The sequence below is a fragment of the Stetteria hydrogenophila genome (genome assembly GCF_054657575.1).
The window spans coordinates 415135-434825 of record NZ_BAAHYL010000002.1; the positions used below are offsets into that span (position 1 = coordinate 415135).

Here is a 19691-nt window from a genome sequence, read left to right on the forward strand (position 1 = left end):
CCCGGTAGACACCCCTGCCGGGCCACGCCTAACCCTGGCCTTGCCCGCTGGCAGTTGCTAGCTCGAGTATCCTTGAGCTCCCTTCATCTATAACGGCTATCATCGATATTTTGAAGGGTTTACCGCAGGCCATGCCGAGGTCGACGCTCGTGCCCGGGTATATGTAGACCGGGATCCCCGCCAGCTTCGCGTAGTAGAGGACGCGCTCCCTGTACTCCGGGGGAGCGTTCTCCGCCACGATGACCATCTTAGCCTCGCCCCTGAGCACGGCCTTGATCGTCCTACGGGAGCCCAGGTAGTACTTGCCCGTCTTGATGAGGTTCTTCAGCTCCCTCTCCACGGATAGGCTCACTCCTCTCCACCCCTCCCTTCGTCTCCACTCCTCGCTGCAGCGGCTGGCCTCGCGGGCGCGCCAACCATTACTAAGCCTGTCCCGATTGGGGGGACTAGACCGGCTATAACGGTTTCTGTCACGCCCCTGAACTCCTCGACTTCCCCTCTAGCCGCGGCGTCGAAGAGGTTCTTAGTGGTGATCTCGAACGCCGCCCTCGCGAGCACGCTCCTCTTATCCCCTATGACCCCGAGCCTGCCGACCTGCCTGACCTTCCCGGTCCACGTCATTATGTCGGCGACCAGCATCAGGTGCCTGATGCCGACGTCCAGGCCGCTCTCCTCCAGCACCTCCTTCATCTCGTTGATGATAGCGTTCCTAGCCGCCTCGATGCCGAGGACCTCGGCGATCTCGTGTATGTTGTTAGAAACCGTCTTGGTGTGGTCGACGCCCTTAATCTTCAGGGCCTCCCTGAGGTTCGTCCCATCGGTTATTATGAGCTTGTAAGCCTTCCTGACCTCGCCGTTGACCTCGACGTCCTCGACCTGGATGGCTGCCCTGCGTATGCCCTTCACACCCTTGAGGTAGAGCTTCCTAATCTTGCTCTCGAGCGCCCTGTAAGCAGCTGGGTTACCGTAGTCCGCGGGCCTCAGGTGCTTCTCCGAGACGGCGAGGTAGATTGCGTGGTTAGCCTCGTCAACCTCGATGTCGCCAAGCTTGGCCTTCTTCAGCGCGCCCACCACCATGTCTATGGTGACGCCCTTATCGGCGAGCATGTCGGGGTCGAGCCTTATAACGAAGAGGTTGTCGCCGAGCTCGTACTCTATCTCCTTGATCACGTTCTCGATCGTGGTGTACTCGAGCTTCCTCGCTATAGCCTTAACCTTCTCCTCGTCGAACCACAGCTCGGGCGACACGTAGACCCTCATGATCGGGGTGGAAGGCTCCTTCCTGGCGTCGACTATCTCAATAAGCCTGGGCAGGCCCAGCGTGACGTTGAACTCGAGGACTCCAGCGTAGTGGAAAGTCCTCAGGGTCATCTGCGTTCCAGGCTCGCCTATGGACTGCGCCGCCACGGTGCCAACGGCCTCGCCGGGCTGCACCAGCCCCCTGACGTAGTCCCTGATAGCCTCCTCCACCACCCAAAGCTTGGCCTCCTCGCTCAGCCCGCTAGCCTCGAGCTTCTCCACTAGCTCCTTGTAGTATGCTGGCGGCAGGACCTCCCGGGCCCTCCTCAGGGCCTCCTCCAGCCTAGACGCCACCACCCGGTCACCCCCTCTTCTCCTCTATTATCTTAGCCCTCTCGATGAGCATGTCCACGTCGATCGCTTTATCGTGGTAGGTCAGCATCGGGTCCGCACCGTCCTCTCCATACTTGAACTGGATTATATTACCGTACGCGTCCTTAACCGTGCCGTCGTAGTCCACGTAGAGGTCTATGAGCGCGTTGATGAGCCTCCTCTGCATGTAGCCGCTCTCCGAGGTCCTGACAGCTGTGTCAACCAGGCCCTCCCTGCCCGCCGCGGCGTGCATGAAAGTCTCCGTCGGGTCGAGTCCGTCCCTGAAGTTGCCCTTAATGAAGCCCCTCGCCTCGGGTCCCAGGTCGCCGGGCTTGAAGTGGGGCAGCGGCCTGCCCCTGAAGCCCCTGTGGATCCTCTTACCCCTAACCGTCTGCTGGCCAAGCATCGCGGCCATCTGGGCGATGTTCAAGTCGCTGCCCCTAGCGCCTGTCCTGGCCATGATGAATGCGTCGTTGAACGGGTCGAGGTCCGAGACCGCCACCTTGCCCGCCTCGTCCCTGAGCTTGTTGAGCACCTCGATTATCCTGATCTCGAGGGTCTCCTCAACCGTGCGGCCCGGCATAGGCTCAAGCCTGCCCTCCCTGTAGGCCTGGATTAGCTCCTCCACCTTCTTCCTGTACTCCTCGACTAGCCCGGCGAGCTTCTTCCTGGCCTCGGGGCTCACCTCTACGTCTGAGTAGGCGATCGTCAACCCCCTGAGCTCGAGCATCCTAATGAACATCTTGTACATCGTGTCAAGTATCTCCCTGGCCTTGGAGTGGCCGTAGATCCTGGTTATGTAGTGGATGACGTTCAGCGGCTGCTCGGCTCCAATAGCGTTCTTGTCGAAGACCCCCTCAAGCAGCCTGCCCCTCCTAATGACTATGAAGGAGTCGTGGAAGCACTCGGGGCCGTCGCAGGCGAGGGCGCCTGCGTTAATCTTGGACTTGCCCTTGTAGACGAGGTCGTCCGGGAGGAAGAGTGAGACGAGCTGCTTCCCGGTCCAGAGTGGCTTGGGCTTCAGTATCGCCGGCTCGGGGAACTCGCCCTCGTAGCTGGTTATCGCCAGGAGCCTCTGCACCTCCTCCTTCGTGAAGAGCGCAGTCTTCACCGTGAGCAGGTAGCCCCCACTTATGTAGTCCTGCCTGCCGCCGATGATGGGGCCGCCGTACCTGGGGGTGAGTATGTGCTTCTCCACCAGCAGCAGCTCCCTCGCCTCTGCCCTCGCCTCCTCCAGCCTGGGCACGTGGAGGTTCATCTCGTCACCGTCGAAGTCTGCGTTGTAGGGCGGGCACACGAGTAGGTTAAGCCTAAAGGTCTTGCCGGGCATCACCCTGACTATGTGGCCCATGATGGACATCCTGTGCAGGCTTGGCTGCCTGTTGAACAGCACGATGTCACCATTCATCAGGTGCCTCTCAACAATGTCGCCCGGCTCCAGGCTCTCCGCCACCGCCCTCAAGTCCCTCTGATACTTCAAGTCAATCTTGACGTTCTGCCTCTTCTTGAACACGTGCGTGGCTCCAGGCCACTTCTCGGGCCCGTTCATCACGTAGCGCCGGAGCTCGTCGATGTTGTAGGGCGTCACGACCACTGGGACGGTTAGCATCTTCGCTACCTCAACCGGGACCCCGACCTCGTTAATGCTGATCATGGGATCGGGGGAGATGACGGTCCTAGCGGAGTAGTTGACCCTCTTACCCGAGAGGTTGCCCCTGAACCTGCCCTCCTTACCCCTAAGCCTCATCGCCAGCGTCTTCAGCGGCCTCTTCCTCCTCTGCGTCAGCACGAATGGGATGTTCAACTCGTTGTCTATGTAGGCGGCGACGCTGTACTGGAGGAGGAACCAGTACGACTCTATAACAGACTCGGGGGAGTTGGATTGGATCTCCCTCTTCAGCTTCTCGTTCCTCTTCACGATGTCGATCAGGGCGTGGGTGAGGTCGTCCTCAGACCTCATAGCGGTCTCCAGCGTGATTGAGGGCCTCACCGCCAGGGGCGGCACCGGGAGCACGGTGAGGACCATCCACTCGGGCCTGGCCCTCTTGGGGTCGAAGCCCAGGAGCTCGAGGTCCTCGTCGATGGTGTTCTCGAGCCTACCCCTGATCTCGGTTGGGGTTAGGAGTATCTCGCCCTCCGGCCTCTCCTCGTAGAAGTAGAGGGGCTTCACGAACCTTATCTTGAACTGCCTGGCGCCGCAGTGCGGGCACTCCATGCGCTTGGCGGCCTCCTCCTTGATCTGAGCCTCGAGGGCGCGGGCCAGCTCGGGCCACCTAGCCTTCAGCCTGTCGTGGACCGACTTGAGGTAGCGGAGCCTCTCCGTCGGGATCCTGAGCCTGCCGCACGCCCTGCACGTGGTCTGGAGGACGTCCTTGATGTAGACGCTGTAGTGCGGGTGGATCACCGGCCTGGCCAGCTCTATCTTGCCGAAGTGGCCGGGGCAGTCGTTCCTCGTGTTCCCGCAGACGGGGCACACCTCTCCAGGCTCCACGGCGCCGAAGTGGGGATCCCTAGGCCCCCCGGGCACCGGGGAGCCGTCGGCGTCGTAGAGGGTGTAGGTTACAAGCGTCACCTTAGCTATCTTCCTGATCTCGCTCGGAGACAGTACGCCGAAGTGGATGGCGTCAACCACGTAGGGCTCCTCGGTGTAGTACTGTGGCCTCGAAGTGAAGCGGGGCACCTCAAACCTGCGGGGCTCAGCCCCCCGGGTAACCGCCACCTCAACCACCCCCCAAGCCTTCACTCGCCACTCTTACCCGACCCGTCCGAGTCGCTGCTGGAGGGGCGCTTCGCCGCCAGCCGGGCCGGCGGTTGGCCTGTCCTCTTCCGCAGGAGGCTTATCTTATCTGCTACCTTAACCTCGGGCTTAATCACCATGCTGGTTATCTCCTGGAGTAGCAGCTTGAAGGCGTAGGGCACCTTCACCGGGACCACGTCCCCCTCGAAGCCGTGGTAGGGGCACTCGAACGCGCCCGCCCTGGCGTTGAACCACGCTATGTGGCCGCACTTCCTGCAGACGTACATTATGTAGGCGTCGCTGTTCTCCAGCATGCGGTCCCTGAGGAGCATCGAGCTGCCGTGGCCGACGAGGCAGTCCCTCTCCATCTCGCCGAACCTCAGGCCGCCCTGCACCGCCCTGCCCTCGGTGGGCTGCCTCGTGAGGAGCTGAACCTTACCCGTGGCCCTCGCGTGTATCTTGTCGGCAACCATGTGGTAGAGCCTCTGGTAGAACACGATGCCAATGGTGATGGGCTTCTCTATTATCTCCCCGGTCCTGCCGTCGTACATGACCTCCCTCGCGTTGGGGTCGTAGCCGTGCTTCAGGAGGCTGAGCCTTATCTTGTTCACGTCCTCCTTGAAGAACGGGGTGCCGTCGACGAACCTCGCCTCGAGCGCCGCCAGCTTGCCCGCGATAGCCTCGAGGAGCTGCCCAATGGTCATCCTGGACGGTATGGCGTGCGGGTTCAGTATAACGTCGGGGGTGATGCCCTCCTCAGTGTAGGGCATGTCGTAGGCGGGGAAGATCATTCCAATGACTCCCTTCTGCCCGTGCCTGCTCGCGAACTTGTCCCCTATCTCGGGGATCCTGAGGTCCCTCACCCTGACCTTGACTATCAACTGCTTCGCCCTGGTCTGCGTTAGTATGACGCTGTCCACCACGCCCTTCTCTCCGTACCTAAGCTGCACGCTGGTGTCCCTCCTGAAGGCGTAGGATGACTGGGGCATTATCCTGGACTCTCCCCCGAGGAACCTCGGCGGGCTCACCCTGCCGACGAGCACGTCTCCACCCGTGACCTCGACCTCTGGGTCGACTATGCCGTCGGGGGCTAGCTTGGTGTAGTACTGCTCGCCCTTGTGGTCCTGGAGGCCCGGCGGGGGCACCATTATCTTATCCGAGATCGCGCCGGGGTAGATGGACTCAGTCGCAGTGTAGACCCTGAAGAACGTCGCCCTCGCGAGCCCCCTGTCAGCGGAGAACCTGTTGAATATGATAGCGTCCTCGATGTTGTAGCCGGTGAACGACATTATGGCTACGACCATGTTCTGGCCCGACGGCCTGTTGTTGTAGCCTGTGATCTCGAGGCCGAGCGTCTGGACTAGGGGCTTCTGGGGGTAGTGGAGGAGGTAGGAGTGGCTGTCCATCCTGAACTGGTAGTTCAGGGCGTAGAGGCCGAGGCCCTGCTTGGCCATGGCGCTCTGGTAGGTGTTCCTCGGGCTCTGGTTGTGCTCCAGGTACGGTATCGTGCTAGCGGCCACGCCCAGGATCCCGGGCGGCCAGAGCTCGAGGTGAGTGTGCTCCGGCGTCAGCTTGTCGGGCGTCGGGGCGATGTAGGCGTTCTCCTCCTCGTCCGGGTCCAGGAACTCGATAACGCCCATCTTAACCAGGTCCATGAAGGTTATCTTGCCCTCCTCAAGCATCCTGGCGTGCTCCGGGGTCAGCTTGGGCTTCCCGTTCTCGACTATGATGACGGGCCTCATCACCCTGCCCTCGTCGGTGTTAACGTAGACCTCGTTGAGGTACTCGGTGACGATGTGGGCCACGCTGACCTCGTGGCTTATCTTGCCCTGCCTCCTCAGCTCCCTAATCCTCCTCGCGAGCTCGGCCCCGTCGGGGTGGAAGCCAAGCGGCCTGCCGTTGATGAAGACCTTGGCGCCGGTAACCATGATCTCCGGTACCCTGCCCGTCTCCCTGGCCTCCTTGAGGAGGTCCTCTATCCTCCTAACTCCCAGCTCCTCGACGAGGATCCTCTCAACCTCCGACTCGTCGACGCCCACGCTTATGTAGGCCAGGAGGGCGAGGTTCTTCACGAGGCCACAGTTAACGCCCTCAGGGGTCTCGAAGGGGCAGAGCCTGCCCCAGTGGGTGCCGTGGAGGTCCCTGGCCTCGAAGTGGGCCTGGCCCTTGCTGAGGGGAGACACAACCCTCCTGAGGTGGCTGAGCAGGCTCACCCAGTTCGTCCTGTCAAGCTGCTGGCTCACGCCCGTCCTGTCCTGGCCCCAGTTGCCCGTGGCGAGCGCGCTCCTGAGCCTGTCGGATATAATGTCGCTCCTGATGAGGAGGAACGGGTTCACCTTCCTCCTCTGGGCCAGGCTCTCCTCGAGCTTCTGCCTGAAGTTCCTAACAACCGCCTCCAGGGCGTTCCTGAAGAGCTCCGCGATCAGGTCGCCGGCCAGCCTCAGCCTCTTGTTAGAGTAGTGGTCCTTGTCGTCCTCCTCCCTCTTGCCCAGGGCGAACTGGATGACCCTGTTAGCCATCTCGGCCAGGAAGAGGGCCTTCTTAACCCTGTCCTCCGGCCGGGATCCCAGGTGGGGCAGGAACTCCCTGTCCAGGAACTCCTCGGCCCTCTTGATCCTGATCTCCCTCGGCTGCCCGCTCGCAACCCTGTTACCGATGTAGTCCAGGGCGTCCTCCCTCGTCCTGGCTATCGTGGCGACCTTCATCAGGCTGGGCCACAGCTCCTTCTGAACGTCCGGGTCCGCGGAGACCGCCAGGATAATGTCCTGGTCACGCTCGAAGCCTAGCGCACGCATCAATATGACGAAGGGGACCCTCGAGGCGAGCCTGGCAGTCCTAACCTCGAGCGTGCCGTCGGTTGAGAGGTCGACGATCACCTGCCTCCTGATACCGAGCCTCGTGGAGACCACTTTAGCAGTGTGAGTCGCCTTAGTCCCCTGCCTCGGAGTCCCAACAATGATCCTGTTAACCGCCAGGTCCTCCTGGATGACGACGACCTTCTCGCTCCCGTTAATAATGAAGTACCCCCCGGGATCCTCCGGGTCCTCGCCTATAGCCAGCAGCTCCTCCCTACTCATCTTCGAGAGCGGGTCAATCGAGCTGCGGACCATGACCGGGAAGTCGGCAAGCTTCACCCACCGGCTCTCCGAGCCATTCTCATCCTCATAGGTCACCTTAACCTCGAGGGGGGCGGTGTAGGAGAGGTTCCTAAGCCTGGCCTCCAGGGGGGTTATCTCCCTAACCATCTCATCCTTCTCCTTAGTCATCGGCCTCCCTATCCTGACGTCCTCGAACCTAACCCTAACCTCGCGGGGCAGGCCGTAGAAGAGCTCGGGTATACCCCTCTTCTGGGGGATAACCGTTACCCTAATCTCCCCAATCGACTCAATGATCCTCTTAAGCCTCTCCTCCACGAAGGCGTTGTAGGAGTCTATGTGCTGCCTCGCGAGGCCCCTCTCGCTAATGTAAGCCTTGAACACTTTCTTCAATGTCTCCACGTACTCCCTGCTACGGTAGTCGAAGGAAGAGGACCTGTTACCCTGGCTAGCATCTTTACCGTCAGACATAGCGGCTCCCTCCCCGGAGGAGCTACGCCTCGTAGGTCACCACTATCCTGTAATAAACGGCCTCGCCGGCCGTTGGGGACTTCCTCCTGATCTCGATTATGTCGCCGGGCTTGGCTCCCAGGAGGCGCGCGACAGGGTCATTAATGCTGATACGTGGGAGCTGCTCTGGGCGCACGCCCAAGCTACGTATGAGGTGGGCAGCCTCCTCGAGGCTCAGTATCCTATGCTCGGGTACGAGTTCATGTTGAAGTATCTTCTTAGGAACCCTGCTCATGCGCTTGGGCAAAGCCGGCACTCCCCCTCCAGCCTTCCATGAGGGGGGGCTCAGGCAGGGTTTAAATATAGAGTTAGGAGTGGGCACGCTTAGTGCTACTAGCCCGACCCCCACGTCTCAGGCGCGCGGCCTTCACCAGCTTCTTCGCCCGCTACAGCGTACATCTCCAAGGCCAGAAGTAGTGGGGGTATGCTATTAAGTTTTTAGGCCCCCGTAGTGGTCGCGGCGAGAAGGGGCCCCAAGGGGCGGGCCCGTAGCTTAGCCAGGTAGAGCGGCGGGCTTTTAACCCGTAGGCGGCGCGGTCTCGAGAGCCACCTGGCCGCCCGGCGGAAGTCCCGGGTTCAAATCCCGGCGGGCCCGCCACTACGCCTCCTCAGGGGCTCCTAGTTCAAAACTACTTCAACCCTGCAGGCCCCCGAAGCTGCTTGGGCGCGTGCGTGGTGCCAGCTAATGCCGGTAGAGCTGACTGTGGGGAAGGGCCTCCTCCTCCTGGACGGCCTGCCGGCCGTCTACCATAGCAGGAGCAGGACGCTCATAGTCTCCGACGTGCACCTAGGCTACGAGGAGTACATGGCGGGGCTCGGCGTCTACCTGCCCAGGCTCCAGTTGAAGGAGGCCGCTGAGTCGATCAGGAAGGCCCTGCGGGTGGTCGACGCTAAGAGGGTGGTCGTGAACGGTGACTTGAAGCACGCCTACGAGAAGCTCCTGAGCCAGGAGAGGATTGAGACGGTCAAGCTGGCCAGGCTGGCTGAGGAGCTCGGCGTCGAGCTGGTCCTCGTCAGGGGCAACCATGACACCTTCATAGCCCCGCTCCTGAAAAAGCTGGGCGTCGAAGTAGTCGAGGACTACCTCGACCTGGGCGGGGGGGTTGTGCTCGCCCACGGCCACAAGAAGGTTGACGTTGACTTCGAGGTCCTCGTAATAGGCCACGAGCACCCGGCGCTCCAGGTCGACGTGGCGGGGGCGAGGGTGAAGCTCCCGGCACTGCTGGAGGCCCCCCTGGAGGACGGGTCCACAGCAGTAGTCCTCCCAGCGCTGGGCGTCTACCAGACAGGCAACCCGGTCACGCTCAGCAGGACGCAGTACCTCTCCCCCATCATAAAGGAGCGGGCTTTGATCGAGGAGGCCATAGTGTGGATAGTCGACAAGGAGGCCGGCACACACAAGCTCGCCAGGCTCAGGGAGGTCCTAGGCTCGCTGGCCGCGCCCCCATTCTAAGGCTCACGGGATGGCTGCAAGTAAAGAAACCCCGAGGCCAGCACGGGCTGTGGGCCGTCGGCGCTCAGCCTTGCTCTTCACGGCCCGGCGGGGACTCAGTATTCCCAGCCACTCGCATCATCCGGCCAGTTGCATTATTCTAGTAGAGAGGCTTTCTTATGCAGCCCCTCTCCTTGAGTATCTTGTAGACGGTAAACACTGCCTCCCTGACCTCTTCCTCCCTCTTGGCCCCGGTGATGACCATCTTGCCGCTGTTGAATATGAGGAGCACGACCCTGGGCTTCTTCAGCCTGCAGATGAGGCCTGGGAACTGCTCCGGCTCGTACATGCTGTTCTCCAAGACCTCGGCCGCCCTCTCGAGGTCTATGAAGACGTGGAGGTTGGCCGAGGCTACTATGTTCTGGATCTGTATCTGCGGCCTCCCCTGTATGGGGATCCCCTTCTCGATCAGCGTCTTCAGGATCTTCTTAACAGCCTGAACAAGCTCCATGACGCTCTTGGCGCCCGTGACGACCATCTTCCCCGACTTGAATATGAGCGCCGTCACCTTGGGCTGCTGCATCCTGTAGACGAGGCCCGGGAACTGGTCGGGGTTGTACTCGACGTCGGGTATCCTGGTCTCTATCAGGTTCAGGTCTAGGTTGTTCTGGAGGATAACCGTGGCCACGATGTTCTCAATGTTGTAGGTGGGCTGAGGCTCCTGCTCCTCTCGCTGTACGTCACTCTTCTCCTGCAAAACTAAACCAGCCCCACCCTCCCTTTTTAAGGCTCGGGTCCCCGAGATATATAAGCGCACAGCATGGCGGGTTAACGCGGCCTGGTGGGGGGATGGGGAAGCGAGCAGCCTGGGAGGCGCGTGTCGGTGACAGTCCTAGTCTCACGCCGACGCCCCACCTACCGCCCGGCACCGTGGTCGTCCTAGACCTGGACGAGTTCGAGGAGGTTACCAGGGAGAGGGGGTACGATGAGTACAGGCCTAACGAGGTGACGGGGCTCCTCTCAGCTCTCGTGGAGGGCTTCGCCAGGAAGTGGCAGGCAGTCATAGTCTACGGCCTCGACTGGGAGAGGGGCACCGAGGAAGCATTGATCGAGGTGCCCTACGTTGAAGCCTCCGAGGTCTCGGGTGACCTGGTTGAGATCGCCCGGGAAGTCGGGGCCACGGGCGTCTCGGTGACCATCGTGGCGGTCACGGGCCACGTAGCGCCCTGGATAAGGGGCGACAGGAGCGCCTACACCGCGACTCCGACGAGGAGGACTGCCTTGAAGATCCTCGAGAGGCTCAAGGCCAGGGGCGGGGGAGTAGTGTACGTGGACGGCCGGATAGTCTACACCCTGGCCAGGTAGATGTTGTCCTTGTCGCGGATTATACGGGCCACCACCCTCTGGCCTACCCTGACGTGCTCGCCCCCGATGAGGGTCACGGCCCTGAGCCCCCTAGCGTCGACGGCCAGCAGCTCCCCCCGGAGCCAGCCGGGGCCCACCACCCTAAGGGGCACCCTGTCCCCGGCCCGGTAGGGCTTGGCGACCCTGGGCCTGGGCTCCATCCCCAGCTCGCTCATCGAGGCGTGGAGCCTGTAGCCCAGCCTGGCCTCCATCTCCCTGAGCCACTTGTAGAACCGCCCCCAGCTCCAGGGCTTGACGCCGCGCGGCTTCCTGCCGTACTTGTGGGCCTCGTACTTCTGCGGCAGGACGCCCGTGGGCCAGCCAACCTTCGAGCCCAGGCCCAGGCTCCTCGCCAGCTCGACGAGGGAGGCTATGTCTTCCTCGGAGTCGTTGTAGCCGGGGACTATCACCGGCGTGAGGACGACGTCGATCCCGGTGTTCTCTACCATCCACTCGACTACCTTCACGATCCTCCCCACGTCGTACCACGGGACCCCCGCGAGCAGCCTAGCCTTCCCAGGGTCTAGGGTGTCGAGGCTCAGGTTCACCCTCTGCAGGCCCGCCTCGTCGAGCTTCTCCGCGAGCCGCTTCGACAGGAAGCCGCCGTGGGTCTCGAGGGCGACGCTCCTCACCTCGGGGATCCCGCGCAGCCTTGAGATGATGTAGAGTATGCGGGGGTGCGTCAGCGGCTCCCCGACACCGTCGAGGAGCGCCTCAACCCCCGGCCCCTTCACGCTCGCAACCATCGCCACCCACCTAACGAGGTCGTCAGCGTCGACGATGTACTCCGTCTGGCGCCACCTCGACGCGGGGCCAGCGTCGACGCTGCAGTAGATGCAGGCGTGGGGGCACAGGGTGGACGGCCTCACCTGGATAACGTTAGTACCCCTATCGATGACCCCGAACGCTATGTGACCCATCAATGGCAGCCCGGAGATCCTGGTAACCCTAAACGAGGAACTAGCCACAGCATGGAAGCCGCGCTCGGGCATGACGCCTGAACCACGCCTAAGCCGGGGCCCAAGACTCTAGGCTGCGCTGGCGAGTGCTCTAAACCCTTTAGGGCGGAGAACCCGCCCCAACGAGGCCTAACCCACCTAGGCCGAGGCAGGCCCCAAGCCCGCCAAAAGCCCCTCCAAAGCCGGGAGGACTTCTGGAAGCGCCGCCGAAGCCCCGGGCGCGGTAAAGGGCTCTTCACAGGCCCAGCCGTCGCCGGCGTCGTCGCATAGGTGCATTAAAAAACTGAAAACGGTGCGAAGGAGGGTTGGAAGGCCTCGGGCCCTGGCCCAGGGGCTTGAGCCCAGGGTGCGGGCGGCTTCAGGGTGGGGGTTGAACCGGCGTTGCCCGCGCGGCGGTCCCGGGGGGTTGCTCGAGGGGTGCTAGTGGATGCCTCTGCTTGAGGTCCGGGACTTGAGGACGTACTACTTCACCGTGGCCGGCGTGGTTAAGGCTGTTGACGGGGTCTCCTTCACGCTCGAGCGCGGGGAGGTGCTGGGCCTCGCCGGGGAGAGCGGGTCCGGGAAGTCGACTATAGGGTTCAGCCTGATCAACCTCGTCCCCCCGCCGGGTAGGATCGTGGGCGGAAGCATTATCCTGGACGGCGTGGACATCACTAAGATGAGCGAGTCGGAGCTTAGGAGCAAGGTTAGGTGGAAGAAGGTTAGCATGGTGTTCCAGGGGGCTATGAACGCGTTAACCCCAGTGTACACTATCGGCTACCAGATAGCCGAGCCCCTCATGTACCACCTGGGCATGACGAAGAGGGAGGCCCTGGAGAGGGCCGCCGAGCTGCTTGAAATGGTTGGACTCCACAGGACTATGCTGAACAGGTACCCGCACCAGCTGAGCGGGGGGCAGAAGCAGAGGGTTATGATAGCGATGGCGCTCGCCTTGGAGCCCCCGCTTGTGATAGCCGACGAGCCCACGACCGCGCTCGACGTGGTGGTGCAGGCCCAGATACTGAACTTGATGAAGAGGCTGAGGAGGGAGAAGAACATGAGCATAATCATGATATCACACGACCTCAGCGTGATAGCCGAGATAGCCGACAGGGTGGGGGTCATGTACGCCGGGAAGCTGGTCGAGCTGGGGACCGCGGAGCAGGTGTTCAACAACCCCCAGCACCCCTACACTAGGCTCCTGCTGAAGAGCATACCGAAGCTCAGGGGGCCCGTGGACAAGCTCGAGTACATACCGGGCACGCCGCCCGACCTAAGGAACCCCCCGCCCGGCTGCAGGTTCCACCCGAGGTGCCCCTGGAGGATGGACGTCTGCAGCAGAGAGGAGCCGCCCCTCGTGGAGGTTGAGGACGGCCACTACGTGGCGTGCTGGCTCCACGCGAAGAGGTGAACGGGCGTGAGGGCGGCTGAGGAAGCAGGGAGGAGCCTCCTAGCCCCCGACGAGATCCTGAGAGTTGAGGACTTGAGGGTGTGGTTCCCCCTCAGGAGGGGGCTAGGCGACATCGTAAGGGGCAGGCCTAGGAGGTACGTGAAGGCCGTCGACGGCGTCTCCTTCAGCATTAGGAGGAAGGAGGTGCTGTGCCTAGTAGGCGAGAGCGGGTGCGGCAAGACCACCACGGGTAAGGCTATAATGAGGCTGGTCCCCATAATGGGCGGGCACATATACTTCAGGCCCACGAAGAGCGTTCTCGAGGACCTCTGGGGCTACGGGGCCGAGGTCCTAGACGGGGAAGTGGTGGACATCGCCTCGCTGCCCGACGCCGCCGTCAAGCCCCTCAGGAGGAGCGTCCAGATGATATACCAGGACCCGTACGGCAGCTTGAACCCGAGGTACACCATCGAGCAGACGCTGGAGGAGCCGCTGATCATCCACGGCCTGGGCCTGACTAGGGAGGAGAGGGTTGAACTCGTGGCCAAGACGCTTGAAGCCGTCAGGCTGGTGCCTCCGGAGAACTTCATGTGGAGGTACCCGCACCAGCTGAGCGGCGGGCAGAGGCAGAGGGTCGCCATCGCGAGGGCGATGATCCTCAACCCGGAGCTGATCGTTGCCGACGAGCCGGTCTCAATGCTGGACGTCTCCATAAGGGCGGAGATACTCGAGCTCCTCATAGACATTAAGGAGAGGCTGGGCGTCTCATACCTCTTCATCACCCACGACCTGGCGGTGGCCAGGTACATCTGCGACCGGATAGCGATAATGTACCTGGGTAAGATCGTGGAGATGGGCGACGCGTTGAGGGTGATAGAGAACCCGCTCCACCCCTACACCAAGGCCCTCATCGCCGCGATACCCGAGCCCAACCCGGAGAACAGGAAGAGGATCAGGGACCTCAAGATCAAGGGCGAGGTCCCCAGCGCCGCCAACATACCGCCCGGCTGCAGGTTCCACCCGCGCTGCGTGGTGTTCGACGAGCGGCGGAGGGAGCTCGAGGCCTACTGCCCGGCTAGGGAGCCGCCGCTCGTGGAGGCCGAGAAGGGCCACTACGTGGCGTGCTGGCTCTACGCCAGGAGGTAAGCCCCCACTTTTAGGCTTTTGACTAAAACCATTAGGGGCGATAGCCTAAAGCTTATTATTCACCCTGCTTAAATTTTCCGCTCCCGAGGGGCAGCGCTTGGGGTGCCCTAACTATTGAAGCCTGAGGAGCGCGTCTCGATACACGGGTGGGGATCCTACGTCCCACGCTACAGGCTCCCGATGAGCGAGATCGCCAGGATCTGGGGGTGGCCTGAGCACCAGGCCGCCGCCCTCAACATGAAGGAGAAGGCGGTCGCCGGGCCGGACGAGGACAGCCTCACGATGGGCTTCGAGGCTGCTAGGAACGCTATTGCAAGGGCTAGGGTCGACCCGTCGAGGATCGGGGCGGTCTTCTTCGGCTCCGAGTCGAAGCCCTACGCGGTCAAGCCCAGCGCCACCGTGATCGCTGAGGCCCTGGGCATCACCCCCGAGACGATGGCGAGCGACCTCGAGTTCGCCTGCAGGGCTGCCAGCGAGGCTATGAGGGCCTCGATAGGCATGATCGCCGGGGGGCTGGTGGAGTACGCGCTGGTCGTGGGGAGCGACACTGCCCAGGCCAACCCGGGGGACGTGCTCGAGTTCACGGCCTCCAGCGGCGCCGCGGCGTTCGTCCTCGGCCCCCGCGACGGCGGCGTCGCCTACTTCGAGGGGAGCTACACCTACGTCACCGACACCACCGACTTCTGGCGTAGGAGCCTCCAGCCCTACCCCCTCCACGGCGAGGGCTTCACCGGGGAGCCCGCCTACTTCCACCACATAGTCAGCGCCGTGAAGGGGCTCATGGAGAAGCTCGGCCTCAAGCCGGGCGACTTCGACTACGCGGTCTTCCACCAGCCAAACGGCAAGTTCCCGCTGAGGGTGGGCAAGATGCTGGGGATCCCCAAGGAGAAGATCCTCCCCGGCCTCGTGACACCGGTCATCGGGAACACCTATAACGCCAGCGCGCTGATAGGCCTGGCGAGGGTGCTCGACGTGGCCAAGCCGGGGGAGAGGATACTCCTCGCCCCCTTCGGCAGCGGCGCGGGCTCCGACGCCTACAGCATAATAGTGACTGACCCGGTCGAGGAGGCCCGGGGGCTGGCCCCGACGTTCGACGACTACCTCGCCCGCTCGAAGCGGGTCGACTACGCTTACTACTCCAAGGCCAGGGGCCTGCTGAGGGTGATCAAGTAGGGAGGGCTGACCGGGGATGGCTAGGGTCTACGTTGAGAGCGTTGGCTTGGTGAGGGTTGGGAGGCACTTCGATAAGAGCCTGAGGGGCCTGGCCTTCGAGGCGGCCTCCAAGGCTCTCGAGGGGGCCGGGGGTAGCGTGGACTACATCGTGGCCTCCAGCGCGATCCAGTACGTTGAGTCGGGCCAGCTCGACGTCGCCGGCTACATCGCCGGCTACATGGGGCTCCACGGCGTCGGCTCCCTCGCCGTCGAGGCGGGGGAGGCCTCGGGCCTCGCCGCGCTGAAGGCTGCGTACTCGCTCATCGCCTCGGGCGAGGCTTCGAGGGTGCTCGTCGTGGGGGTCGACAAGCTCACCGACTTCGTGAGCAGCCACGTCTACAGGGATATGCAGAGCCTCTACGACACCGAGGTGGAGGCGATCTACAACATAGGCCACGCGGCCCACGCCGGGCTTCAGGCGAGGCTCTACATGGAGGAGTACGGGGTCTCCAGGGAGACGCTCTCCTACTGGCCCGCGATGATGCACAGCCACGCGAAGGAGAACCCCTACGCGATGCTCAGGTTCGCCATCGACCCCGGGGCAGTGGCTAAGGCCATGCCTGTCGCCGACCCCCTCACGCTCCTGGACTCGTTCCCGCTCGGCGACGGCGCGGCTGCAGTCGTCCTGGCGGCGGGGGACGTGGTGGACGGGCACCCCCTGGCGGAGCTGGTGGGCGTTGAGAGCGCAGTTGGCCCCTACTCCTTCGGCCACACGGGCGACCCCCTGAGGGTGCCGGCGCTCGAGGAGGCCGGGAGGAGGGCCGTAGAGAAGGCGGGGCTCCCCGACGTGGTTGAGGTTATTGATACTTTCACTATTAAGGGCCTCCTCTCCCTGGAGGCCCTGGGCATCGCGCCGAGGGGGAAGGCTGCGGAGATGGTTGCGGAGGGCAGGTTCACCGTGGGGGGAGAGGGCCCCATAGTCAACCCTAGCGGCGGCTGCAAGGCGAGGGGCCACCCGGTCGGCGCGACCGGAGTCTACCAGGCCGCCGAGGTGGCCCTCCAGCTCGCCGGCCGCTTCGAGGGCGTCAGGGCCGAGGACGCCAGGGTAGGGCTTGCAGCCGGCTACAACGCCATCGGCTCAAGCGCGTTCGCCGCGGTGTTCAGGAGAGTCTAGGGGGTGGAGTGGGGTGTCGATGCGCCTATCCGTCCCGAGGCACTGGAGGGTGAAGGGCCCCCTCTACAGGCTCGAGGCTGCCAGGTGCAAGGGGTGCGGCAGGATCCACTACCCGCCGGCGGCTGCGTGCCCGTACTGCGGCTCCACGTCGCTGGAGAGGGTGAGGCTCTCATCGAGGGGGGTGCTCGAGAGCTACACGGTGGTCTACAGCGTGCCGGAGGGGGCGAGGCACGCCTCCCCAGTCGTGGTGGGCCTCGTCAACCTGGGCGGTGTCAGGGTGGTGGCGGAGCTGACCGACGTCGAGCCGGGCGAGGTCTCGACGGGCATGAGCGTCGAGGCCGTGCTCAGGAAGGTAAGGGAGGACGGCGAGGCGGGCTTCATATACTACGCCGTCAAGTTCAGGCCGGCCCTGGAGGCTGGTCGGGGTGAGTGATGAGAGGAGAAGTGGCGAGAGGAGAGAGGAGGGGAGAGGTAGGGGGAAGATCGGAGTCATCGAGGTGGTGAGGAAGCTCGAGAGGGGGGAGCTGAGCTTCTCCCGGCTAGAGGAGGAGCTGGGCAACGCCAACCTTGCAGCGGTGGCGAGGAGGCTCTTCCTGGAGAAGACGCTCCGGGTCAACCTCTCCTCGATAGCCTCCACTATCCTCGACTTCGAGGAGCTCTACGGCAGGAACATCGAGAACCCCATAGGAGCCGTTCAGATCCCCCTGGGGGTCGCGGGGCCGCTGAGGGTGAACGGCGACTACGCCCGGGGGGACTTCTACATCCCGCTCGCGACGACTGAGGGGGCTCTCGTGGCCGGCGTGAACAGGGGCTGCAAGGCTGTAACGCTGAGCGGCGGCGCCAGGGTCAAGGTGCTCAGGGACGGCATGGCTAGGGCGCCGCTCCTCTGGACACCGAGCGTTGAGGAGGCCGCGAGGCTCGTGGAGTGGGTGAAGGGGAACCTTGACGGCGTGAGGGAGGCGGCGGAGTCCACGACCCGCCACGGCAGGCTGGTGGACGTGCAGGTCTTCCAGGTCGGCAACCTCGTCTGGCTCAGGTTCGTGTACTCCACAGGCGACGCTATGGGGATGAACATGGCCACGATAGCGAGCGAGGCGGCGTGCGACTACATCGCGAGGAACTACCCGGGTGAGGCGAGGTGTGTGGCGCTGAGCGGCAACATGTGCGTCGACAAGAAGCCCTCCTGCCTCAACAAGCTCCTCGGCAGGGGCAAGTACGTCGTCGCCGAGGCGGTTATCAGGAGGGACGTGGCTGAGAGTGTGCTGAAGGCGAGGCCCGAGGACATCCACTACGTGAACGTGGCCAAGAACCTCCTGGGGAGCGCCGCGGCGGGGAGCCTGAGCTTCAACGCCCACTACGCTAACATCATAGCCGCCATATTCATAGCCACGGGCCAGGACGTCGCCCAGGTGGTCGAGAGCAGCATGGGCTACACGTGGACCGAGCTCCGCGGCGGGGACCTCTACGTCTCCGTCACCCTCCCCAGCCTGGAGGTCGGCACTGTGGGCGGGGGTACCTGGCTCCCAACGCAGCGGGAGGCCCTGGCGATGCTCGGCGTCGCCGGCGGGGGCGACCCGCCCGGGGTTAACGCGTTGAAGTTCGCCGAGATAGTGGCGGCCGCGGTGCTTGCGGGGGAGCTCAACCTGCTAGCGGCGCTCGCGGCGGGCCACCTGGCCAGGGCCCACAAGGCCCTCGGCAGGGGCGGAGTGAAGGGCTAGATGAACTCGACCTCCACGCCCAGGCTCCTGAGGATCCCCTCGAACTCCCTCCTCTCCGCGGATCTCAGGCTCTTCTTCTCCACCACCGCCTTCACCGGCCGGGTGGGGTAGTTCTTCTCCACGCTCTGCCTGATCACATTGGGGTCGAGGCCCTCGCGGAGCACGTACTTCGCCAGGATGTGGCCGAAGCAGTAGTCCGACTCCAGGTGTAGCTTGGTGAACCTCACGGGGTAGTGGCCGCCCCCGTAGCCGGTGGCGGGCGTGCACCCCTCGGCGGGGCCGGACTCGAGGACCCTCAGCACCGCCGCAGCCATCGCCCGCTGGGCCCTGGGATCCCGCCACTCCTCTGGGCCGCTCCCGATCTCTATGAACACCACGGGCTTATCCACTGTGGTCGGGCCGTGGTGGGTGGCCTCGAGCTTCAAGTCGTACTCGCCCAGGATCCCGGCCTCCTCGGCCTCCTCCCTGTAGGCCAGCATGAGCGCCTTGGAGAGCTGTGGGTACGCCAGCGCGAGCTCCCTCGGCCTCCCGCCCAGCGTCCTATCCGTGGGGTTGCCCGTGTGATGCACGCTGAGCGTCTTGACCCCCGAGGATCCCGAGTGCCTGGAGAGCACTATGACAGCCTCCGCCGCCGGGTCGGGCGTCTCCGAGAGCATGTCCATGAACGGCGTGTCGACTTCGAAGCCGCCCAGCATCACTCCACCGCTGAGGGCGTAGCACTCCACGGCCCCGGGGCACTCGGCCCTCTCGCCCCCGGCCAGCTCCACTAGGATCCTCGCCGCCCCGCTGCCGGCGGGGTCCCTGACGGAGTACGCGACCGCAAGCCTGCCCCTAGTCATGGAGCAGCTGCACCGGCGCGCCGCGGGGGGCGGGGCGCTATTATACTCCTCGCACAGGCGCGCACCGCCTCCAAGCCGTGGCCGGAGCCCCCTGGGGGCCCCCGTTAATTTGGCCCCCCCGGCGCGTCTCGTGCCCCGCGGGGCTTGGGTGTCCACAGCGTTGCCCGGCGGCTACAGCGTGGTGGAGGAGTACTACGAGGAGTTCAAGAGGGCGGTTCTAGTCGAGTCCATGGGCGTGAGGGTTTACTCGATAGACGTCTACAAGCAGCTGCCGGAGGGCGTCCTCGAGTGTAGGGAGGTGCTCGACGTCGGGGCGCCTGCCAGGGTCTGCTACGCCCCCCTGCCCGGCGGCTGCGAGGCGGTCATAGTCGAGGTCCCCGGGGAGGGGCGCCGGGAGCTCGTCAGCCTCCGCTTCGCGGTTGAGGCCGGCAGGGATCCCTTCAAGGGGTCTATTAGCGAGGCCCGCAGCTACTGCTTAAGGGTCCTGGAGGAGGCGCTGGAGGGTGGGCCGGGCCGTGGAGCCTCTGGTGAAGACTAGGGACGCG

At 63.7% G+C, this 19691-nt stretch carries 17 protein-coding genes and 1 tRNA gene; 10 read left to right on the forward strand and 8 right to left on the reverse strand.

The window, feature by feature from the left end:
* Positions 1–28: 28 nt before the first annotated feature.
* Genes ACYQ3J_RS05620 through ACYQ3J_RS05640 form a run of 5 tightly spaced genes read right to left on the reverse strand, consistent with a single transcriptional unit; the run spans position 29 to position 8188 of the window.
* Entirely contained in the window at positions 29–352 is a 324-nt protein-coding gene (locus ACYQ3J_RS05620; RefSeq protein WP_460125678.1) for a 50S ribosomal protein L30e, read from the reverse strand.
* Entirely contained in the window at positions 349–1596 is a 1248-nt protein-coding gene (gene rpoA2, locus ACYQ3J_RS05625) for a DNA-directed RNA polymerase subunit A'' (protein ID WP_460125680.1), read from the reverse strand. The genes ACYQ3J_RS05620 and rpoA2 overlap by 4 nt, the downstream gene beginning before the upstream one ends.
* 4 nt (positions 1597–1600) lie before the next feature.
* A complete protein-coding gene (gene rpoA1 / locus ACYQ3J_RS05630) occupies positions 1601–4291 on the reverse strand; it encodes a DNA-directed RNA polymerase subunit A' (protein WP_460126252.1) in 2691 nt (896 codons plus the stop codon).
* A gap of 59 nt (positions 4292–4350) precedes the next feature.
* A complete protein-coding gene (locus tag ACYQ3J_RS05635; protein ID WP_460125682.1) occupies positions 4351–7914 on the reverse strand; it encodes a DNA-directed RNA polymerase subunit B in 3564 nt (1187 codons plus the stop codon).
* Between the two features lie 22 nt (positions 7915–7936).
* Entirely contained in the window at positions 7937–8188 is a 252-nt protein-coding gene (locus ACYQ3J_RS05640; protein WP_460126254.1) for a DNA-directed RNA polymerase subunit H, read from the reverse strand.
* Positions 8189–8435: 247 nt separating this feature from the next.
* Between ACYQ3J_RS05640 and ACYQ3J_RS05645 the strand changes: the two genes are divergently transcribed.
* Both ACYQ3J_RS05645 and ACYQ3J_RS05650 read left to right on the forward strand, forming a co-directional pair.
* Positions 8436–8551 (forward strand) — tRNA-Lys (locus tag ACYQ3J_RS05645).
* 87 nt (positions 8552–8638) lie between these two features.
* Positions 8639–9406, forward strand: coding sequence for a metallophosphoesterase (locus ACYQ3J_RS05650; protein WP_460125684.1), 768 nt, complete (start codon positions 8639–8641; stop codon positions 9404–9406).
* Positions 9407–9545: 139 nt separating this feature from the next.
* On the opposite strand, the gene ACYQ3J_RS05655 is transcribed toward ACYQ3J_RS05650, so the two are convergent.
* Positions 9546–10142 carry a TATA-box-binding protein gene (locus ACYQ3J_RS05655; RefSeq protein ID WP_460125686.1) on the reverse strand — a complete coding sequence of 199 codons (597 nt, stop codon included), beginning with the start codon at positions 10140–10142 and terminating at the stop codon, positions 9546–9548.
* Between the two features lie 92 nt (positions 10143–10234).
* On the opposite strand from ACYQ3J_RS05655, the gene ACYQ3J_RS05660 reads away from it, so the two are divergent.
* Positions 10235–10750, forward strand: a complete 516-nt coding sequence (locus tag ACYQ3J_RS05660; protein WP_460125688.1) for a hypothetical protein — start codon at positions 10235–10237, stop codon at positions 10748–10750.
* Here ACYQ3J_RS05660 and ACYQ3J_RS05665 read toward each other — a convergent pair.
* On the reverse strand, positions 10732–11781 hold the full coding sequence (locus tag ACYQ3J_RS05665) for a radical SAM protein (protein ID WP_460125690.1): 1050 nt from the start codon (positions 11779–11781) through the stop codon (positions 10732–10734). The two genes, ACYQ3J_RS05660 and ACYQ3J_RS05665, sit on opposite strands and share 19 nt — an antisense overlap.
* A gap of 394 nt (positions 11782–12175) precedes the next feature.
* Between ACYQ3J_RS05665 and ACYQ3J_RS05670 the strand changes: the two genes are divergently transcribed.
* The 6 genes from ACYQ3J_RS05670 (at position 12176) to hmgA (ending at position 18307) form a co-directional block, all read left to right on the forward strand.
* Positions 12176–13138, forward strand: a complete 963-nt coding sequence (locus ACYQ3J_RS05670) for an ABC transporter ATP-binding protein (RefSeq protein WP_460125692.1) — start codon at positions 12176–12178, stop codon at positions 13136–13138.
* Between the two features lie 6 nt (positions 13139–13144).
* Positions 13145–14263 (forward strand): ABC transporter ATP-binding protein, encoded by a 1119-nt coding sequence (locus ACYQ3J_RS05675; protein ID WP_460125694.1) that lies wholly within the window; start codon positions 13145–13147, stop codon positions 14261–14263.
* A gap of 114 nt (positions 14264–14377) precedes the next feature.
* Positions 14378–15436: a hydroxymethylglutaryl-CoA synthase gene (locus tag ACYQ3J_RS05680; protein WP_460125696.1), complete on the forward strand. Its 1059-nt coding sequence runs from the start codon at positions 14378–14380 to the stop codon at positions 15434–15436.
* A 16-nt stretch (positions 15437–15452) separates the two neighbouring features.
* Positions 15453–16589 (forward strand): thiolase family protein, encoded by a 1137-nt coding sequence (locus ACYQ3J_RS05685; RefSeq protein ID WP_460125697.1) that lies wholly within the window; start codon positions 15453–15455, stop codon positions 16587–16589.
* A gap of 19 nt (positions 16590–16608) precedes the next feature.
* Positions 16609–17022 carry a Zn-ribbon domain-containing OB-fold protein gene (locus tag ACYQ3J_RS05690; protein ID WP_460126256.1) on the forward strand — a complete coding sequence of 138 codons (414 nt, stop codon included), beginning with the start codon at positions 16609–16611 and terminating at the stop codon, positions 17020–17022.
* Between the two features lie 58 nt (positions 17023–17080).
* Positions 17081–18307: a hydroxymethylglutaryl-CoA reductase (NADPH) gene (hmgA, locus tag ACYQ3J_RS05695; RefSeq protein ID WP_460126258.1), complete on the forward strand. Its 1227-nt coding sequence runs from the start codon at positions 17081–17083 to the stop codon at positions 18305–18307.
* On the opposite strand, the gene ACYQ3J_RS05700 is transcribed toward hmgA, so the two are convergent.
* Entirely contained in the window at positions 18304–19146 is an 843-nt protein-coding gene (locus ACYQ3J_RS05700; RefSeq protein ID WP_460125702.1) for a D-aminoacyl-tRNA deacylase, read from the reverse strand. The two genes, hmgA and ACYQ3J_RS05700, sit on opposite strands and share 4 nt — an antisense overlap.
* Before the next feature lie 160 nt (positions 19147–19306).
* Here ACYQ3J_RS05700 and ACYQ3J_RS05705 point away from each other — a divergent pair, with 160 nt between their 5' ends.
* Complete coding sequence (locus ACYQ3J_RS05705; RefSeq protein WP_460125704.1) at positions 19307–19684, forward strand: hypothetical protein; 378 nt, start codon at positions 19307–19309, stop codon at positions 19682–19684.
* Positions 19685–19691: the final 7 nt, after the last annotated feature.

Coding starts and splice junctions, on each gene's coding strand:
- ACYQ3J_RS05690 (WP_460126256.1), top strand. CDS start 16,609: ATGCGCCTATCCGTCCCGAGGCACTGGAGGGTGAAGGGCCCCCTCTAC.
- ACYQ3J_RS05685 (WP_460125697.1), top strand. CDS start 15,453: ATGGCTAGGGTCTACGTTGAGAGCGTTGGCTTGGTGAGGGTTGGGAGG.
- ACYQ3J_RS05640 (WP_460126254.1), bottom strand. CDS start 8,188: ATGAGCAGGGTTCCTAAGAAGATACTTCAACATGAACTCGTACCCGAG.
- ACYQ3J_RS05650 (WP_460125684.1), top strand. CDS start 8,639: ATGCCGGTAGAGCTGACTGTGGGGAAGGGCCTCCTCCTCCTGGACGGC.
- ACYQ3J_RS05670 (WP_460125692.1), top strand. CDS start 12,176: ATGCCTCTGCTTGAGGTCCGGGACTTGAGGACGTACTACTTCACCGTG.
- ACYQ3J_RS05665 (WP_460125690.1), bottom strand. CDS start 11,781: ATGCCCGAGCGCGGCTTCCATGCTGTGGCTAGTTCCTCGTTTAGGGTT.
- ACYQ3J_RS05660 (WP_460125688.1), top strand. CDS start 10,235: ATGGGGAAGCGAGCAGCCTGGGAGGCGCGTGTCGGTGACAGTCCTAGT.
- ACYQ3J_RS05700 (WP_460125702.1), bottom strand. CDS start 19,146: ATGACTAGGGGCAGGCTTGCGGTCGCGTACTCCGTCAGGGACCCCGCC.
- ACYQ3J_RS05635 (WP_460125682.1), bottom strand. CDS start 7,914: ATGTCTGACGGTAAAGATGCTAGCCAGGGTAACAGGTCCTCTTCCTTC.